22 protein-coding genes are annotated in these 16153 nt (G+C 64.6%); 6 read left to right on the top strand and 16 right to left on the bottom strand.

Translation table 11 applies throughout. The annotated features are described in order from the left end of the window. Positions 1 to 317 precede the first annotated feature (317 nt). From AC3IF1_RS09650 to AC3IF1_RS09640, 3 genes are read right to left on the bottom strand one after another with little or no spacing between them, the layout of a single operon-like run. Positions 318 to 566, bottom strand: coding sequence for a hypothetical protein (locus tag AC3IF1_RS09650; RefSeq protein ID WP_489217364.1), 249 nt, complete (start codon positions 564 to 566; stop codon positions 318 to 320). A gap of 1 nt (position 567) precedes the next feature. Beyond that, positions 568 to 1644 (bottom strand): hypothetical protein, encoded by a 1077-nt coding sequence (locus tag AC3IF1_RS09645; RefSeq protein WP_489217363.1) that lies wholly within the window; start codon positions 1642 to 1644, stop codon positions 568 to 570. A gap of 11 nt (positions 1645 to 1655) precedes the next feature. After that, complete coding sequence (locus AC3IF1_RS09640; RefSeq protein WP_489217362.1) at positions 1656 to 1922, bottom strand: hypothetical protein; 267 nt, start codon at positions 1920 to 1922, stop codon at positions 1656 to 1658. Between the two features lie 149 nt (positions 1923 to 2071). Here AC3IF1_RS09640 and AC3IF1_RS09635 point away from each other — a divergent pair, with 149 nt between their 5' ends. From AC3IF1_RS09635 to AC3IF1_RS09610, 6 genes are all read left to right on the top strand, one after another. Further along, positions 2072 to 2212 carry a hypothetical protein gene (locus AC3IF1_RS09635; RefSeq protein WP_489217361.1) on the top strand — a complete coding sequence of 47 codons (141 nt, stop codon included), beginning with the start codon at positions 2072 to 2074 and terminating at the stop codon, positions 2210 to 2212. Positions 2213 to 3033: 821 nt separating this feature from the next. Beyond that, a complete protein-coding gene (locus AC3IF1_RS09630) occupies positions 3034 to 3477 on the top strand; it encodes a DMT family transporter (protein WP_489217360.1) in 444 nt (147 codons plus the stop codon). Between the two features lie 196 nt (positions 3478 to 3673). Continuing rightward, positions 3674 to 4039, top strand: a complete 366-nt coding sequence (locus AC3IF1_RS09625) for a DUF4258 domain-containing protein (RefSeq protein ID WP_489217359.1) — start codon at positions 3674 to 3676, stop codon at positions 4037 to 4039. Continuing rightward, positions 4036 to 4587, top strand: coding sequence for a helix-turn-helix domain-containing protein (locus AC3IF1_RS09620; RefSeq protein WP_489217358.1), 552 nt, complete (start codon positions 4036 to 4038; stop codon positions 4585 to 4587). Before AC3IF1_RS09625 ends, AC3IF1_RS09620 begins: the two co-directional genes overlap by 4 nt. Positions 4588 to 4751: 164 nt before the next feature. Continuing rightward, a complete protein-coding gene (locus tag AC3IF1_RS09615; protein ID WP_489217357.1) occupies positions 4752 to 5060 on the top strand; it encodes a hypothetical protein in 309 nt (102 codons plus the stop codon). A gap of 77 nt (positions 5061 to 5137) precedes the next feature. Next, positions 5138 to 6007 carry a hypothetical protein gene (locus AC3IF1_RS09610; RefSeq protein ID WP_489217356.1) on the top strand — a complete coding sequence of 290 codons (870 nt, stop codon included), beginning with the start codon at positions 5138 to 5140 and terminating at the stop codon, positions 6005 to 6007. Between the two features lie 111 nt (positions 6008 to 6118). On the opposite strand, the gene AC3IF1_RS09605 is transcribed toward AC3IF1_RS09610, so the two are convergent. The 13 genes from AC3IF1_RS09605 to AC3IF1_RS09545 form a co-directional block, all read right to left on the bottom strand. Next, positions 6119 to 9547, bottom strand: coding sequence for a hypothetical protein (locus AC3IF1_RS09605; protein ID WP_489217355.1), 3429 nt, complete (start codon positions 9545 to 9547; stop codon positions 6119 to 6121). 12 nt (positions 9548 to 9559) lie between these two features. After that, entirely contained in the window at positions 9560 to 9733 is a 174-nt protein-coding gene (locus AC3IF1_RS09600) for a hypothetical protein (protein WP_489217354.1), read from the bottom strand. Between the two features lie 47 nt (positions 9734 to 9780). After that, entirely contained in the window at positions 9781 to 10047 is a 267-nt protein-coding gene (locus AC3IF1_RS09595; RefSeq protein WP_489217353.1) for a hypothetical protein, read from the bottom strand. Continuing rightward, on the bottom strand, positions 10044 to 11030 hold the full coding sequence (locus AC3IF1_RS09590; protein ID WP_489217352.1) for a hypothetical protein: 987 nt from the start codon (positions 11028 to 11030) through the stop codon (positions 10044 to 10046). The genes AC3IF1_RS09595 and AC3IF1_RS09590 overlap by 4 nt, the downstream gene beginning before the upstream one ends. A gap of 40 nt (positions 11031 to 11070) precedes the next feature. Further along, entirely contained in the window at positions 11071 to 11730 is a 660-nt protein-coding gene (locus AC3IF1_RS09585; RefSeq protein ID WP_489217351.1) for a hypothetical protein, read from the bottom strand. A 163-nt stretch (positions 11731 to 11893) separates the two neighbouring features. Next, positions 11894 to 12298 carry a hypothetical protein gene (locus AC3IF1_RS09580; protein WP_489217350.1) on the bottom strand — a complete coding sequence of 135 codons (405 nt, stop codon included), beginning with the start codon at positions 12296 to 12298 and terminating at the stop codon, positions 11894 to 11896. 174 nt (positions 12299 to 12472) lie between these two features. Continuing rightward, entirely contained in the window at positions 12473 to 12679 is a 207-nt protein-coding gene (locus AC3IF1_RS09575; RefSeq protein WP_489217349.1) for a hypothetical protein, read from the bottom strand. Positions 12680 to 12772: 93 nt separating this feature from the next. Next, on the bottom strand, positions 12773 to 13147 hold the full coding sequence (locus tag AC3IF1_RS09570) for a helix-turn-helix domain-containing protein (RefSeq protein WP_489217348.1): 375 nt from the start codon (positions 13145 to 13147) through the stop codon (positions 12773 to 12775). Further along, positions 13144 to 13749 carry a hypothetical protein gene (locus AC3IF1_RS09565; protein WP_489217347.1) on the bottom strand — a complete coding sequence of 202 codons (606 nt, stop codon included), beginning with the start codon at positions 13747 to 13749 and terminating at the stop codon, positions 13144 to 13146. Before AC3IF1_RS09565 ends, AC3IF1_RS09570 begins: the two co-directional genes overlap by 4 nt. After that, complete coding sequence (locus tag AC3IF1_RS09560) at positions 13742 to 14524, bottom strand: helix-turn-helix domain-containing protein (RefSeq protein WP_489217346.1); 783 nt, start codon at positions 14522 to 14524, stop codon at positions 13742 to 13744. The genes AC3IF1_RS09565 and AC3IF1_RS09560 overlap by 8 nt, the downstream gene beginning before the upstream one ends. Positions 14525 to 14527: 3 nt before the next feature. Next, the gene (locus AC3IF1_RS09555) at positions 14528 to 14719 is read right to left on the bottom strand and encodes a hypothetical protein (protein ID WP_489217345.1); all 192 of its coding nucleotides are present in this window, start codon (positions 14717 to 14719) and stop codon (positions 14528 to 14530) included. Continuing rightward, positions 14716 to 14925 (bottom strand): hypothetical protein, encoded by a 210-nt coding sequence (locus AC3IF1_RS09550; RefSeq protein ID WP_489217344.1) that lies wholly within the window; start codon positions 14923 to 14925, stop codon positions 14716 to 14718. The genes AC3IF1_RS09555 and AC3IF1_RS09550 overlap by 4 nt, the downstream gene beginning before the upstream one ends. Before the next feature lie 248 nt (positions 14926 to 15173). Continuing rightward, positions 15174 to 16136 (bottom strand): acetamidase/formamidase family protein, encoded by a 963-nt coding sequence (locus AC3IF1_RS09545; protein ID WP_489217343.1) that lies wholly within the window; start codon positions 16134 to 16136, stop codon positions 15174 to 15176. Between the last annotated feature and the right edge of the window lie 17 nt (positions 16137 to 16153).

Below are 16153 nucleotides of genomic sequence, written 5' to 3'. Positions count from 1 at the left end.
ATGCGCGGATGCCATGCCGAAGTGCATGCAGGATGGGTGCTGGAGCACCAAGATGTCCAACAAGTGCGGTTACACGAAGAGTTGACCGGACGGGTCCAATGTTGAGTGGCGCTCGTCTCAAAGCGCACGCTCCATGCTCCGTTATGAGGTCGGCGGCGTTGGGCGCTTTGCCGACATCCACGCCCGCCTCAAGCATCACCCCCGATGCAGAAGGGCGGGCGTGGATGCCCGAGGCCGGGTCAGGTCCTGCGATCTGCGCTCCCCGAAACGGGGGACCGCAACTGACCGTGCGAGGGACCGGGCCGGTGGCCACCGCCTCAGCCCTCCTTGAGGTCATGATCGCCGCCACGCAGCCACACGACCTGCGAGGCATGTCCTTCCGGCGCACCCAGGGACGGCTCCGCGTCGCCCCCGTCCTCGAGGTCCGGATCCTCGTCCATCTCGTCGAGGGCGGCCACGAGGTGGTCGACCGCGTCGAGGGCTAGGGCTAGCGCGCCTTCGATACGGTGGCGGGTGTCGACGGCCAGCAGCTGCGGCCGGCGCATGAACGGGATGATGTCGCCCATGTCAGTGTCCCTTACGTTCAGCGGCAACGTGGTCGAGGAGTTCGTGGGCAAAGGCCTCCGCGGCATTGAGGTCGCCGTCGTTGATAATCTGGACAGCAATCATCGCGAGCCGCGTTTCGCGGTCTGCGGGCGTATCAGGCACTCGGCGCGCGACCTCCTCGTCGACTGCGGTCTCGACGTCGGTCAGGGCATCGCCAAGCCAGTGCATCAGCCTGCCGATGTCGTTGTGCTCTATCGCTCCGTAGCGCCCGACGCTTGTTCCGCAGCGTGGTCCCCAGGTGTAGGCGTAGGCCACGGCGCCAACGTGTTCGGCGATGTCTTGGACGGCCCGCAGCTCGTCCATCGAGGCGGACGCGAGGTCGAGCATGCCTACGAGGCTGGGCGGACCGGCCTGTACCGCGAAACTTGCGCGCCCGCTCGCGACGCTTGCCAGGGCGTCGAGGTGTAGGTCCCGCCGCAGCCGCTCCAGGTCCGGCGCCATCATCGCCGGCCCGGCCCGACGTTCGAATTCGGCGATCGCGATGCCGCGGAGGCGTCCGAGCTCGATGGCGATGCCATCCGGGATCCGAGCGAAGCCAAACGGCTCGATCGCGGGCGAGGCCATGAAGCCTGGGGGTGGGGCGTACCAGTCGACCGGATCGGCCAGCGTGCGTGCGCTGGCTTCGCCGATGATCGCCTCGTGAATGTCGAGAGCGATCCGACCCGTGAACGATTGCTCGGACCGACGCTTCCCCGGTGAGACCTCCGAGACGTACTCAAGCCAGCAGATGGCCAACGCCTTCGCCAGCACGTTGTCTGGCGACGGCGGCAGGGCCTCGGCTGCGTCGAGCAAGGCACCTCGACGCTCGGCGGCTCGTTCATAAGCGGCATCGGCCTCAGGATCGCCCTCGGGCTTCCCGAACGTCGCGTTCCAGGCGCGCCAGCCGTCCATGATCTCGTCGGCTGCAGCGCCGGTTGGCACGGCTTCGACTGGCGCCGCGCGCTTGATGAATCGCCCAGCGGCGTCCCGAGCCCGGGCGGCGCGCTGGCGGAGGTCGGCGGCTGGCTGGGCAGCCTTCGCGGTGTTCTGCTTCGTCATGGCCCTCTCCATCACGCGAGAGGGAGGTAGCCGTAGGCGAACACGCCCCCGGCGATGATGAGGGTGGCGGTCAGCAGCTCGCCGGCCAGGTCGAGGAAGCGCGGGGCTCGGACGTGGGCGGTGTCGGGCCGAACGGGTGCGACGAGCTCCCAGGCCTCGACGGTGCCCGGGGCGGCCTCGTCAGCTTCCAGCGGCGGCTTGGCGCCATTGTAGAGGGATGAGGGCGAGCGAGAGCGTTCACCGGCGCGCGCCGGTGCTGTAGAATGACGGGTAGCCATGATCGTCTCCAAGCGACGTGCGTGGTCAGGGCCGGGAACGAGGCTGCAACCTTGTCCCGGCCTGCAATTTGTGCCATCATAAAAATACGATGTCAATTAGTGATGGCATAAAAAGACGAGGTCGGCCGGCGACCGGGAAGGGCGAGCCGGTGACGGTACGCCTGCAGCCCGAACACGCCGCTCCCCTAGACGCCTGGATTTCAGATCAGCCGGACCCGAAGCCCTCGCGGCCGGAGGCGATCCGCGAGGCGCTCACCGAGCACCTGAAGGCGAAGGGCTATCTGAAGTGAAGATCATTACCGTCGGCGATCGCGGAGCGATCAGATGCGTGCAATCCTCATTGCCGCGGTAGTCGCGATCGCGGTTGTTGCAGTCGTGGTTCTCAGTCAAATCGTGACGCACGGCTAGGACGAACCTGATTCGCTGTGTCCTGCCAACCACGCAAATTCTGAATTGGCCAAACGTTCAAATTTCGCGCTGGCAGCCGCCGGTAGGCTAAGTGCATCACTGGGCTCGCTTCTACGAGCAGACGCCCATGCCGATGCCTCTCTACGACCGCTTACACCGCTATATCGTGGTCGCGCTGCTGTGCGGCGGTTTAGCTATGATCGGAGCGGCTTGGCTCTGGGACGGCTTGTGACGGACTGATTTACTGGCCAGGGCTACGTGCAGCATCGCGAGGATCTCTAGGGGTGAGCCGGATCGCGACCATCGTGAGTGTAGCGGTCGTGGCAGCGGCAGGTACGCATTTGCTCGCAAACGAGGGCGTCGAGCACGCTCCCCTGAAGGTGCTGGGCGCCGGGCTTATCGCGAGCGGCCTCGTTGCGCTACTGAACCGGGCATGAGCTGCCCTGAGCCCGATGAGTTGTTCCGCGCCCGTCTCCTGCGAGTCGTTGCTGATCACGAGCGGCATCTCGTGAGAATGGCGTATGGTTCGTTCCTCGATCGCATCGGCCGGAAGTACGACTGGTTCAGGACCGGAGTGCCGCTTAAGGGCCTCGACGGCTTCAAGGATGACATCACCGGGGACGAGACCTGACCGCATCCTGCGCCTCATGGAAGAGGCGCTGAGCGCCCTACCTAGCGAGATCTCACCGATTGGATCTCGACCATGTGGTACCTCTACGGCGCCGTGCTGATCGCCGGGATCGCGAATGCCATCCAGCCCGGCCAGAACAGCACGCTGGCCAGAAGCTTTTCTCAGCCCCTTGTCGCCGGTCTGGTCGTCGGGATCGGCACGGCGTTGACTGTCTTGGTCGCTGGCCTTGTGTCCCGTCGCTTGGCATGGCCAACGCCGCAGGAGCTGTCGCAGGTGCCCTGGTGGGCCTGGGGCGGCGGTATCTTGGGTGGGGGGATCGTGATCACCCAACTGCTGATCGCCCGCCAAGTCGGAGCCGGGGTGTTCCTCGGCCTGTTGATCACCGCAGGCGTCGTGACTTCGATCCTCCCAGACCATTTCGGGTGGGTGGGCTTCGAGGAGCATCCCGCCAGCCTCTGGCGGGTCCTGGGCGGCCTCCTGATGGTGGCCGGCGTTGCGCTCGTGGCGCTCTTCTAAGCCTTTCCGCCCTCGAAGCCGCCGGCGTCATCTTCATCGAGGAGAACGGCGAGGGGCCGGGGGTTGGCAAACTGATGTGCGACAGTGACAGGGTAGCTATGATCGAGGCTGTATGATGTGTCGCACCGCTCTTCCTACTTGACGAGCAGGAACCTATCATATTGACAGGTGTTGCGCCTATCAGGATGATAGGTGCATGACGACCGACGCCGAATCTTCGCAATCTCCGCAGCCGCTGTCGCAGCCGCGCGATCCCCCACCCAAGCCATATGCTCACGTGCTTATGGCTCGCATCAGATTCCTTGCCGACCATTCGGAGCGGGTGATCTTCGGCGATCATGCCCGCGAACGGATGGACGAACGGGACATCACCGACGGAGACGTCCTAAGGGTGCTTCGGCTCGGTGAGATGAAAGGGGGAATCGACGCTGGTGAAGACCCCGGCGAGTGGAAGTGCAAGATCGTGGCGAAACCGAAAGGGTCACGGCTTATGGGAGTCGTGACGATCGTCATGGTGGATGAGCACCTGTTCATCAAGACTGTCGAATGGGAAGATCGATGACCTCGCCCGCAGGGTTCCGCCTCAAAAATGCAGAAGAGCGCGCCGAGCCGTTTCACTACACCATGTGCGGCTTGGATGATATATACTTGCTGAACGGCTATGACGTTCACAGTACAAAGCACGGACGTGGCGTGTCCATCAATAATCAGGAAGAACTGCATGCCGCGATTGGACTATATTTAGTCAAAACTAGAAAGGCCTTAGGCCCAAAAGACGTCAGGTTTTTGCGTAAGCATCTTGATTGGACGCAAGAAGAACTTGCAGATGAGTTGGGCGTCACTAGTCAAACAATTGCACGATATGAAAAGGGGACAACCGAGATTGCCGGTCCAGCAGACAAACTTATCAGATTTTTATTTGTATTTTGTCTACTTCCAGAAGGCGATCAGCTCAAGATCATCAGAGAGATCAAGAAATCAGCACAGGATCATCTAGAGCTTGACGAAACACGAGACGAGCCTGTGTGTTTTGGATCCTTTTCTACTGGTTGGTTGATAACCCCACCGATGTGTAAAAGCGCTAGTTCATGCGTAATGGATTATAATTAAATAGAGGGTCATCGGGTTGTTCATGCTCGGTGGCCTCAGCTTTTTAGTTGGCGTAGACCAAAAGGATGATCTGCTGAAAAATCTAGCGGACAATAACGCTTCTGTGGCGCGCACTCAGTTTTGGTTACGCCTGATAGAACTCAGAACACAAGAAGGTCGGTGCGATGACTGAATTTATTGCTACCTACGATCTTAAAAAAACCATTCCCGATCCGTATGCAGCCTTCAAAGAGGTCGGACGTGCACACAGTTGGTATACATCCGTCTACGATAGTAAGACAGGCGCGCTCGTTTCGCTGCCGAACACTACAATATGTTTGTCTGCAGACAATATGCGTACCGCTGTCGCATCTTTCGCAGCTGTGATTGCGCAAGCGAGGCGTGAAATTGTCCATATACATCTAGAAAAAGTGACTATAATCGGAGGAGGAGAGGTGCGCGCATTCGCCGAAAATGAATCGATTGTTTATTAACACATTATGAAACTATTGACGTCTATATTGGTCGCAATAGTAACCAATTCCGGTGAGGCACTACAGGCAAGATAGAGATGACCAGTCCAAAGAGTGGGGGCGAATGGAATAATTACTGCATATATTCCGGTAAATATCTTCCAGATGCGGCGATGAACGCCGAGCACGTTATCCCGAAATCGCTCGGAGGCAACTTTTCAACGGTAATCAGAGCTTCAAAAAAGCTCAACTCTGAGTTTGCAACTAAGATTGATGCTCCCATCACGCGTGACCCAATGGTCCAGTTCGGGCGGCGGGATGCTAACGCACGAGGACATAGCAAGAAAGAACCGATGCCAGTGCTTAGAGACGCTCACTTCTGGAAACAGGGTGAGTCTTGGTATGAGCCGGAGAAGCGTTACACGCTGGAGGTTCCGAAAGGCAGGGGACCGATTGTTCACGATCGCAAGACGGGCAGCAAATCGATCGGAGTGAAAGCTGGCGGATACATCATTCCTGATCTGAAGATTGATCACGTTGCACGAATGAAATTTTCTGCCAAAACTTTGCTTGGAATTGGATGGAAGTACTTTCGAAGTGACATTCTTCGTTCTGTCGATGTGGATGTTCTTCGACACATTCTCTCCGCCGATCTGCGCATAATTGAAGGAGAAGGTGAGGGTAGACTGAGATACTCTGACCCGTTCCTCGTGCGTAGCGAAGATCGTGAAACGCACGAGTTGGTAAAAATCGAGAGGGTTTTGGTCAAGGCGGATCAGACTAGCGTCCTGATGCGCGAATTCGATGGCCGTCTGGAGTGGACTGTTTCCTGCGTGGGGTATCTAGTCGGTAGCATTTCGATACCGGTGCAAACTCCACTTCTAAAAGGAGATGTGCAGCCACGCGGCGGCATCCTTTTGACGGTCAAGAAGGACCGGCTTGAGCCGGAGCTGGTAAGCCCATTCTAGACGCTTGGCGTAGTGCCTCCGGGTTCGCCTGCCGCTACAAGCCACGTTAGCTCCAGTCGCTCAGATCCTCCTTCGCCCGCGGCTCCGTCGCGCCCAGGTCGGCGATGCCGCCTACACGTCGTACATCCCGCGGGGCGGCGAGTTGTAACCCTCCCCTCGATCCAGATCTGGCATCGTCACACCCATGTCGGCTGTCAGACCGCCGCGGTTCTTCATCCTGACTGCCGTCGCTCGCATGCCAGCTCGGTTGAGGCCGGTGACCTCGATCTGGCCGTGGAAGCTCGACTCCCCGAACCGATCGATATGCCTGCCGAGTTCGGCGACGTGCTCCCGAAGCTCCGACATTCCGCGGCCGCTGCCAGCACCCCCGATGCCGCCTGGAGGCGCGTCCGGGATCTCCAAACCGCTGCGGGTGATGGAGCGGACACTGCCATCCGGCATTTTCATCAGGCCGTTGCCGAGGTCGAGGCCTTCCTTGCCGTCGAGGCCCTTGATGAGGTGGGGCTCATCCGGCGTCTTGGCAGCCACGGGGCCATCTTTCGGCATGGGGACCGGTCGGACAGTGCCGATGCCGTCTCGCGTGCCGATTCCTGCGCCATAGCGGCCGTGCCAAGCGCCCCAGCCCTCGCGCTTGGCTGTGCGTAAGGCGAAGTCGATCTGCTCTTTCCAGTGCTTCGGGTCGCTCGCATGATGCCCGGTTTCCCGGGTGTAGCGATCGCCGAGGCCACCCAGCGTCAGGCCAGGAACGCGGGAGGCGTAGTGCAGCTGAAACGGCCCGAAGCTCGTACCCTTGTCGCCAGGCGTGTTCCTGACGCCCGGCACTGAGCCTCGCAAGCCTTCCGAGTTGGCGATGCGCAACGCTACGGTCGGATCGATGCCGTTCGCCACAGCGGAAGCCCGGATGTAGGCCGCCATTTCCGGGTTCACATCGCGCATGTCGCTGGCCGAGATGCCGCGGGTCGAGCCTACGACACCACCCCCGGCTCCTAGACCACCCCCGCCTCCGCCGCCCGCACCTATCCCGCTCCCACCGCCACCGAAGCTGGCGCGCTGGATCAGGCCACCGAGGCCCCCGCTGCCGAAGCTGGCGTTCTGGATGCCGGACCCGCCCCCGCCGCCAGAGCCATCGCCCGGCACGAAGTTGATCGGGACGTTGATGCCGGTGCCGACCGCCTCAATGATCCGCTGAAGCAGCGTCTTACCGGCCTCGGCGCCTGTCTCGCCCGCCTTCGTCTGGAAGTCCTCCAGCATGGCCGGGCGACGCGGCGGAAGCGGAGCATCGACGATGGCTTTGCCCATCGTCTCGCCGACCTTCTTGCCGGCCTCTTCGCTGCCGCCAGCCCAGGCCGGCATAGTCTTCGTCCACCAATCGCGGATCCAAGGGGTCGTCTCAGGCACCACCGTGTCCAAGTGCTCGCCAGTGGAAGGGTCGATCGCTCCGGGCCCTTCCTTCTCGGCGATCTTCGGCACTTCCTGCGAGGTGGCATAGCCCGCTACGGCCGCACCGGCACCGAGGCCGAGCGTGATGCCGCCTAGGCCAAAGCCGGCCATCGGAATGGCTTTCACGGCATTCAAGACCGCGCCCTTCTCGACAGCGGCTCCCTGCAGCATTTTCGCGGCGACAGTGAGCTCGGCGGCAGCCGACGGCAGGCCGAACCCGGTGGCGATCTTATAAGAGGCATAGCCCGAGGCCGCGAGGCCGCCGGCAACTGCGGCGCCCCCAGCACCAGCCGCCATCATCGGGTGATCCTTCGCCACCAGGGCGATACTCTGGAGTCCCTCGGCCAGCGCCTTCAGGCCAGCGGCCGCCGGCGCCATTAGCGGCGACGTCGCCGCGGCCAGCACGTCCTCCAGGCCAGATTTCACCGCCTTCAGGCCCTCGGTCGGATCCTCCTTCAGGTTCCGGTTGTAGATATCGTCGAGGGAACCGGTCTGCCGCTGGAGAGCAGCATCCTTGTGCAGCCGGGCACGGAAAGACTTGAGCCCAATCTCGTTCGCGAAAAAGTTCGAGGTGTTCTGCCGGAACATGGTCGCGAAGACCTTCGACAGCTCCTCGTCGTCGTCGACGTTGACGCCCTTGGCTTTAAGCGCCGGTAGGACGACGGTCTCCATCCACTTCAGCGGGTTCTGGTGCGCGAGGGTCGTGTCCTTTACCGCGCCCGAGCGCCAGGCGGTGGCGTGACCCGCTTTCATGATGACCTGACTCTTGTCGAGCAGGCCGTACTTCATCCACTCCTCGGCCTGCTTCTTATCATTGACCTTGCCGTTGATGACGTTGTTGAAGGCGTTCGCCGCTGTGCCGGCGCGCTCACCCTTCATCGTGCCAACGATCGAGGGCATGATCGTGGTCAGGAACTCTTCGTCGTAGCCGCGCAGGGACGACTTGGCCTGCTGGGCGAAGTTGATCGCCTCGTGCGGATTGAAGTTGCCGCCCGAGAAGACCATCGCCCGAACGAGGCCTTCGGTCTCCCGCTCGAATCGGTGTCCGTCTCCGGCCGACCCGCGCTCTTCAGCGAAGCGGGCCATCTTGTTGCCCATCTCCCCGGCGCTGTCGGTGATCTTGCCGCCGGCCGCTGCGTTCACCGCCGCCGAGGCTTTCTGCATGAAGGTCAGGTGCTCCAGGGCATGGTCGAGCGACCCGAACGCCGAGACGGTCTCGTTCACGACCTTGAGGTTCTCCTCAAACGTCGCGGTCGGCACCGCCTTGACGGTCTCGCGGGAGGCGCGCTCGATCTGAGCGAGCTCCGCATCGGTCCGGCCCGCGTTCTTCAGCGATACCGTCTCGTGCTGGAGCCGGGCGCCAGCTTTCACCCCGTCGATCGTGCCATGCACCACGCTGTGCGCCGACACCGCGCCGGCCGCCGCGCCGGCCGCGAGCCCGATAGCGCCGTGCTGGCGCATGTGCCGGGCCGCCTCCGCCTGCTCCTTGGCGAGATGGGCGGCAGACCGGGCGGCTTGGTCCTCCACCCTGATCTGCGTCCGCATGGCGCCGGTGGCGGTCTCGGTGGCGGAGCGAAGGCGGACCTGGTGAGACTCCAGGCTGCTAAGATCGGCCCCGAATTTCACGGCTGCCGATTCAGCATGCTGGAGCGCAGACGACTGAGCGGCGACCGCTGCGGTAGCCCGGCGGACGTCGCCCTCGGCCTTGCGCTGGGCGGTCGTGTACTGGACGACGGCCCGGGTCGCCGCCTCGATCTCCTTGGCCTCCGCGGAGCCCTTGGTGGCCCTGACGCCATCGAACGCCGCCCTGGCGACCTTCGCCTGCTCCAGCGCCCGCGTGGCAGCCTGAGCGGCGCCCTGTGTCGCCTTGAGGCCTGCCTCAGCGGCCGAGAACCCGGCCCGGGCCGACATGGCCGCATTCACCGCCTTCGAGGCCTGCTCGACCTGCTGGAAGTCCTTCGCCATCCGCTGCAACGGCGCCGAGACCTTCGAGACCTCCTCCAGCTGCCGGACGCTTTTCACCACACTGGCAATCGAGGCGCTGGCACCCTTGTCCTCACCGGAAATGACGAGGCGGGCTTCGATGGTCTTGGCGGCCATTGCGGCGGCTCCTCAGTGCGCGACAGGCAGGCCGACGCTCAGGACGGCGGCGGACATGCGGTAGGCATCGGCAAGGGCCTTCATGGCGGCCGCCAGCGCGTTCATGGCCTCGACGGCATCCGGGGTGCCGATCTTGCCGAGGTCCAGCGCGACGGCTCCCACGTAGGCCGAAAGGGCCGCGGTCACTTCCTCGCATCCAGGCGGCTGGGCGGGGATGAGGCTCGCTACGGCGCTCAATGCCGTGCCTCCGGTGCGGGCTGGACCGGGATCGCCCCGACCCACGAGGCCACCGCGTCGACCGTGCGCAGATCCGGCGCCTGGCGTAGCAACAGCACCGCGGCATCGGGCGTGAGATCGAGGCGCAGGGCCAGGGCGAAGGCCACGAGTCGACGTTCCTCGGCCTCGGCTTCCGGCACACCCATGATCGTGTCGAGGCGCAGGTTTCGGCGAAGGGCCGCAGCCTCCGCGCGGTCCTCATCGTCTAGTTCGGCCAGGGTCACGCGACGCTCCGCAGGTACTGCATCGCTTCGGCGGGGCCACCATCGCGCGGGGTGTCGTCCACCATCTCGAACCGCTCCAGCACCGGCCGGGCGCGGTTGCCGGCGTCGGGTAGTTCGCGGGCGAGGTGCGCCAGGGCGGTGTCGGCGGAGCGGAGCTGCTCGGCGGTCACGAAGTCTTCGCCGTAGGCGAGGAAGGCCGGCAGGTGCACGGCGTTCAGAAGAGAGACGGCGTTCCACGGTGCTTCGATCGCCGCACGATAACGAGTGCGGGTGTAGCGGCGGCGGGTGCACTCGAACGGATGACCGGAACCCGTGACCCTGCCGGTCTGGCCCGTGTAGAACAGCCCCTTGTTCGACTTCCCGGTCGACTGCACCTCCGCCTGCTTCTCGGCCGGAAGCGGCTCTCTTCGACCGTCGATCGCCCAGAGCATGACGTCTTCCCGGTCGACGATCTCTTCCGGGGCGCGGTCGAGGTGGCGCAGCTCGGCCTCGACAGCCGGGATCCACCCGAACTCCGCGGCAAGCGGCTCGGCATGCAAGCGGGCCGTCTCCGCCTCGGCGAGGTCGCGCAGCAGGATCCGGAGTGCCATGGCGTGGCGGACATACTCTGCTGGCAAGCGCTGGCGGACGACGGAGCACTTCGCCACAGCGTCGGCGTGCTGAGCCCGGCGGGCATCCCGCTCCCGATTGTCCCGGACGCTGGCAATGCGACGGTTCAGGGCGGCCACGAGGGCCTCGGCGCGATCGAGGTCGACGGTCGCCCGGGCCTTGGCCGCCTGGATCTTCTCCAGGTCGGCGGGCGAGGCGTCGAGGATCTGCTCGCGGTAGGAGGCCTCGGCCGCCTCACGGTCGCGGGTCGCCGTCTCGATCTGTTGCTGCGCATCGGACAGGCCGGTCACGAGCGCGTCAAGGTCAGTGCCGGTCCGGCTCAACGCCACGAGGTCGGTAGCGGGCTTGGCGGTCTTTTGGGCGGGTGTCTTCACGATCGATCCTCCTGCGATACGGGGGTGCGGGAGCCGGTCATCAGCCAGCGCTCCACTCCGGGTTTTCGGGTTCGCCCATCTCCGTCAGGAGCTTGTGGACGTAGCGGCCCAGGACCGTGGTCAGGGATCGGAAGTCGACCTTGCTAGTGGCAGGATCGATCTTGATCTCCTCGGCCATCTCGACGGCGATGCGGGTCGGCCACGAAAGCAAGGTGTCCCGGACGCCGCGGGCCTCGTCGAAGAAGGCAGCCTCCGCGGCGGCCCGGTTGACGAGAGTCCGATCAGCCACCTCAAATTCGAGCTTCCGCAGCAGCGCGAGGTACGTTTCCTTCATCGCGCGGGCCTGGGCGGTGGTCATCAGCCGCCCGTCGACCATGACGGTTGCGCCGCCATCCGCCTCGTCTTCAGCGTCGTCGTCGGCCGGCCGTGCATCACCTGATGCACGGGCTGATGCACGGCTTGATGCACGGTCGCGCCCGCTGCCCTGATCCTCGTGCTCCGCGCGGCCCGCGCGACGACCGGAACGGGTCAGATCGATGTTAGCAGCACGGTCGGCTAAGACCTCGGAGAACCTGACCTTTTGCCCATACGACCGCACCGCGCCGGCCTTGATCTGGCGGGACAGGACGCTCCGGTCGATGCCGAGGCGCTCGGCGGCTGCCGAGATGGTGATGAGGGGGTCGAGATCGCCGCCGTGCATCAAATTGGACCCTCAGCGCTAGGGAAGGACCGCGCATCTACAGCCCGTAGCCTCGCCGAGGTGACAGGGTCCCCCGACTGTTGCTCAAATGTCACGGATCGGGAGGATGGCGGTCCTTCGGCCAACTTCCGGTCACCATCACGGCGCGTGAGGGAGGGCGCGGTCATGATCGATACGGCTCGACGGGCGTCATGCCAGCCGCCTTCAAGGTTCGCTGCATCGAGGCCTGAGAAGCCGCGACGCCCGCGTTTCCCTGGTCTGCAAAGACGTGCGAACAGATCGAGGTTTCTTCCTGCTTCGCCACCATGCGGGCAAAGAACTCGCTGCGGATCTCCTGCAGGCTACGGCCCTCTGCGAGCAGCTGGCGCCCGAGGCTGACGGGGATGCTCCTGTCGATCGAGGAGGCCAGCACCGACATGTCGGTGACCTTGCCGATCAGGCTGACCTGCATCTTCACCTCGACCAAGGGCGTACCCTGCGCGATGAAGTCGGCGATCAGTTCGGGCGAGCCGCTGGCGACGCAGTGGGCGGCGATCTGGGAGGCCTCGGACCGATCAGCCTCGGTCATTGGCTTCGGCTCCTGACAGGCCGACCGAGGCCCAGGCTGCTTTGCTATCCTAGGCATAGCTCAGGTCCTGTGGCTGGGATGAAGGGGTGGCACCCGCGGCTCTCTGCTGCTCGTCAACCAAGAGCATAGCGGGTGCCTCGCCAGACGGACGGAGGGCCGCCCGGCGATCTCGGATCAGGCGGCCTGGCGCTGGGCGGGAGCGTCGAGGTCGGGCAGCGCCACGCCCTCGGCTTTAAGCTTCGCCCGCACGGCCTGGCGCAGGAATTCGCTCGTGGTGATGCGGTTCTGGCGTGCAGCTTGGACGATGGCGCCGGAGATGCCGTTCTCCGTGCGGAACCGGACGAACTCCGGATAGGTCATGGAGCGGTCGGCGGTCTTCATGGCGCTGTCCTCAGGCTACGGCTGGAGTGTGCCGATGGTGCCCGAGGGGAGGCGCGCCGGGATACGTCACGATGTCCGCAATGTCCGCGGCGTTCACCCCGGGGCCATCGCAGCACCGGCCCATCGCCGTGGCAGATCGGCCAACCCCACACCCTCGAAGTAGGCGCACACCGGCTCCGAACTGCGATCTCCTGCGAGGTATGCCGCCAGCGCGATGTCATCGCCATTCAGGAGCATCCCAAGTGCGACCCGGCTGACTGTCCACGGGCCGCCTGCGATCCGGCGGCCGATGTCTCGCTCCACACACCAGCGTCTGAGCGTTCGAACGTCCCGGCCGGCGATCTCCGCGGCTTCGTCGATCGTCAGCCCCTCCCGGCGATCAAACGGGATCAGGCACCGCGGGCCATCTACGATAGAGCCCAGCCCAACTACCGCCGACCGCGAGCGCTGCAACTCGGCGATAGTCATGGCAAAGCCCCTGCATCGGCGGCCGAAGCAGCATCTGAAGCTTGTAGTGCCGCCTCGATCTGCTTGCGAGTATCGATCAGGCGCACCGCAAGGTTCGCCACGGCGCGGTAACTGGTAAGTTTCTTCCGACACGCCGCGATCACCTCGGCGATCTCCGGTGTGAAGACGCTCTCGCGCCGAAGTTGCTGGCAGGCACCCACCACCACAGCAGGAGGGAAGCCCTCGTCGACCAGGTCGTAGACCAGGGCCTCGAGGTAGATCTCCGGATTCTGCGGGCCCTTCACGCGGGCGTCGAACATCACAGCGAGGGCGGCTTGCGTCGCCCGCCTGTCCGGCTTGAGCGCAAGGGCGGCCTCGATGTCGTCCGCCACCGCAGCCAACGCTCCAGGCGAGGGGCAGGCCATGAAATCACGGCGGATCTCCTCCCGCCGCCGCGGACTCTGCCTGACCTCGTAGCAGAGTACCTCGACCTGAGAGAAACGGGTGGACATCGTGACGATGGCCTCGCCGTGCCGCTTCATCAGGCGCTCGGGCTCGAGGTGTTTGATCAGACTCGGCAGGCGTGACGCGCCAGCGGCCCGGACGAGAAGCTGATCACTCATCGGCATCCACCTTCGCCATCAGCCAGTCTCGAGTCGCGCTGAAGCCGCGGCGGCCACCGGCGCCGCTGTTATCGGAAACCCGATGTCGGACCGGTTCGTCGGCCCAGCGCTCGGCGTTCAGCCAAGTCTTCGGATGCGCGATGAACTCAGGATCCTTGCCGGCTGTGGCGGCCGCATAGCGTTCCGCGCCAGCTGTCAGCTCGTCGACTGTGACCTGCCCCTTGGACAGGATGCGCTCGAAGACCGGCCGAGCTGCACCCTTCCCGACCTTTCGGGGAAACACCGTCCAGAATCGATCAAAGGCTGCATCATCGATCGATTCAGACTTGGTTCTTTTTCCTTGGTTCTTCTTACTAGGTTCGGGGGACCGTTTGGTCCCTACCTCGGCGCACCGTTTGGTCCCTACCCTAGGGACCGTTTCGTCCCCAGGGGTAGGGACAACCTCGTCCCTAGGTAGGGACCGTTCTGTCCCTAGGTCGCCGCGCTCGAATGCCGGCCGGAAATGGTTCGAGGCGAATGCCCGCCCGTCCTCTCGGGTCGCGTGCTCTCGATCAATCCAACCCTTCTCGCGCAGCTCCTTCACGGCCCGCACAACCGACCTGCGCGCGAGCCCGGAGGTGTGGGCGAGCCGGTCCAGCGATGGCGTGCACTGGCCGGTCTTGCTGTTGTAGTGGTCGAGGATCTGGGCCAGCACGGCCCGCGCGGCCGGCGACAGGCTCTGATCGCAGCAGGCCGCTACCAGCAGCCGGAAACGGTCGACGAGGTCGCCAGCCATCGCTCAGACCTCCCGCGCCATGCAGTCGACCGCGATGAGCTCGTCCGCGATCTCGATCGCGCGTAGGGCTTCCTCGCCGGAGCAGTCGGGCCATGTCCGGAAGATCCACTGCACCGTGCCCCTGGTGCTCATCACCTCGGGCGGGTTCTCGACCAGGACGCGGGCGATGATGGGGGCGAGGTCGCGGCGGCTCATACCCGCGCCCTCCAGCTGTCGACGGTCGGATAGGCGAGTTCGGCGAGCACTGCCGCGGTGGCGGGCGGGAGGCCGAAGCGCCGGGCGAGCCTCTGGACCGCGATCTGGGCGGGTGCTATTTCGGAATAGTCGGTCTGCCGAGCGACACCTTTCGAGGGACGGACGCGCTGGCCGGCGCTCCGTCCCTTCTTCGTTTTCTGAACCACAACGCGTTCCCTTCGTCGCTGTGCGACGAGGAACCCGGGCTAGCTAGAGCAACGGCTTACCTGTGCTTCCCAAGCTGAATGTCGTCGGTTCGATCCCGATCGCCCGCTCCACGCCTTTCCCCATCGAAGACGACCGCGCGCGATAGGCACGCCCCTGCTCGGGACGGCCTTACCGGTCGATGGCGCGCCGTCCCGAATATCGAGAGACGCGCCATCCGACATCTGGCAGACGGCGATTCGATCGCGCGTCAGGCTGTCCGGGACGGGGCCTGAGCGAGGGCGGCCTTGGGCATGAGCATGTGCACGCCCTTGTTGCCATCGACCGTCTGGGTGATCCGCAGGTTTCCGGCCAGCGAGCACAGCATATAGGCTTGGTTCCGAGTGAGTCCGGTGCGCGCGCAGACGAGGCGGACCATCTCGCGCACGGCCTGCCGCATCGCCTCGTCGAGGCTCTCGTGCAGGCCGATGGACATCAGGTCGGTGGGGGTCTCGGCGAACGGCCAGGCGCCCGGGAGATCCTTGCGCACGGTGAGGCGGAACGTGCCGGTGAGCCCGGTCTCGAGCGCCGTGATGCAGACCTCGCCGTCGCCCTGGACCCCGTGGCCGTCCCCCGCGTAGAAGCCGCCGCCGGGATTGAACACCGGCAGGTACAAAGTCGTGCTGACCCGCATCTCCTTGTTGTCCATGTTGCCGCCGAAGGCGCGGGGCACCGGTGTGCCGACCCGGCCCCAGGCGGCGGGCGGGGCGGTGCCCAGGATGCCGAAGAACGGGTCGAGGGGCAGTTCCGTGCCCCAGGGCAGCCGGCAGAGGCCGCGGGCGGTGTCGATGTCGGCGTGGATCGTCTCGTAGTCGGTGAACTCGTCCGGCAGGGTGCCGAGCAGCGGCAGGATCGCCACGAAGCCCCAATCCAGGCGGAACTTCAGGTCGAGGATGTCGACCTGGAGCATGTCGCCGGGCTCGGCGCCCGCCACGTGGACCGGCCCGGTGACGAAATGCGGGCCGGGGCCGCGCTGCAGGGTGTCGAGGGCGTGGAGCAGGTCGGCCGGCACCCGGGCTGGATCGGGATGGAGCGACTCGCGCCCGCCCGCCGGATGCGAGTGCAGGGTGACGGTGTCGCCGGACGCCACGGTGAGGACCGGCGGCAGGGCGGCGTCGAAGTAGCCGAGCACCATCGTCTCGGGCGTGGCGGGGATCTCGTGATGCGTGGACACGGCGTCTCCTTGTTGTG

The organism is Methylobacterium sp. E-012 (assembly GCF_057836545.1).
The sequence above is the reverse complement of the archived record's forward strand: the minus strand, read 5'-3'. Positions and strand labels throughout refer to the sequence as shown.

Excerpts from the sequence above, each read along its gene's own strand:
- AC3IF1_RS09615 (WP_489217357.1), top strand. The coding sequence starts at position 4,752 with ATGACTGAATTTATTGCTACCTACGATCTTAAAAAAACCATTCCCGAT.
- AC3IF1_RS09625 (WP_489217359.1), top strand. The coding sequence starts at position 3,674 with ATGACGACCGACGCCGAATCTTCGCAATCTCCGCAGCCGCTGTCGCAG.
- AC3IF1_RS09580 (WP_489217350.1), bottom strand. The coding sequence starts at position 12,298 with ATGACCGAGGCTGATCGGTCCGAGGCCTCCCAGATCGCCGCCCACTGC.
- AC3IF1_RS09630 (WP_489217360.1), top strand. The coding sequence starts at position 3,034 with ATGTGGTACCTCTACGGCGCCGTGCTGATCGCCGGGATCGCGAATGCC.
- AC3IF1_RS09605 (WP_489217355.1), bottom strand. The coding sequence starts at position 9,547 with ATGGCCGCCAAGACCATCGAAGCCCGCCTCGTCATTTCCGGTGAGGAC.
- AC3IF1_RS09560 (WP_489217346.1), bottom strand. The coding sequence starts at position 14,524 with ATGGCTGGCGACCTCGTCGACCGTTTCCGGCTGCTGGTAGCGGCCTGC.
- AC3IF1_RS09555 (WP_489217345.1), bottom strand. The coding sequence starts at position 14,719 with ATGAGCCGCCGCGACCTCGCCCCCATCATCGCCCGCGTCCTGGTCGAG.
- AC3IF1_RS09570 (WP_489217348.1), bottom strand. The coding sequence starts at position 13,147 with ATGACTATCGCCGAGTTGCAGCGCTCGCGGTCGGCGGTAGTTGGGCTG.
- AC3IF1_RS09585 (WP_489217351.1), bottom strand. The coding sequence starts at position 11,730 with ATGCACGGCGGCGATCTCGACCCCCTCATCACCATCTCGGCAGCCGCC.
- AC3IF1_RS09610 (WP_489217356.1), top strand. The coding sequence starts at position 5,138 with ATGACCAGTCCAAAGAGTGGGGGCGAATGGAATAATTACTGCATATAT.
- AC3IF1_RS09575 (WP_489217349.1), bottom strand. The coding sequence starts at position 12,679 with ATGAAGACCGCCGACCGCTCCATGACCTATCCGGAGTTCGTCCGGTTC.
- AC3IF1_RS09640 (WP_489217362.1), bottom strand. The coding sequence starts at position 1,922 with ATGGCTACCCGTCATTCTACAGCACCGGCGCGCGCCGGTGAACGCTCT.
- AC3IF1_RS09620 (WP_489217358.1), top strand. The coding sequence starts at position 4,036 with ATGACCTCGCCCGCAGGGTTCCGCCTCAAAAATGCAGAAGAGCGCGCC.
- AC3IF1_RS09565 (WP_489217347.1), bottom strand. The coding sequence starts at position 13,749 with ATGAGTGATCAGCTTCTCGTCCGGGCCGCTGGCGCGTCACGCCTGCCG.
- AC3IF1_RS09645 (WP_489217363.1), bottom strand. The coding sequence starts at position 1,644 with ATGACGAAGCAGAACACCGCGAAGGCTGCCCAGCCAGCCGCCGACCTC.
- AC3IF1_RS09650 (WP_489217364.1), bottom strand. The coding sequence starts at position 566 with ATGGGCGACATCATCCCGTTCATGCGCCGGCCGCAGCTGCTGGCCGTC.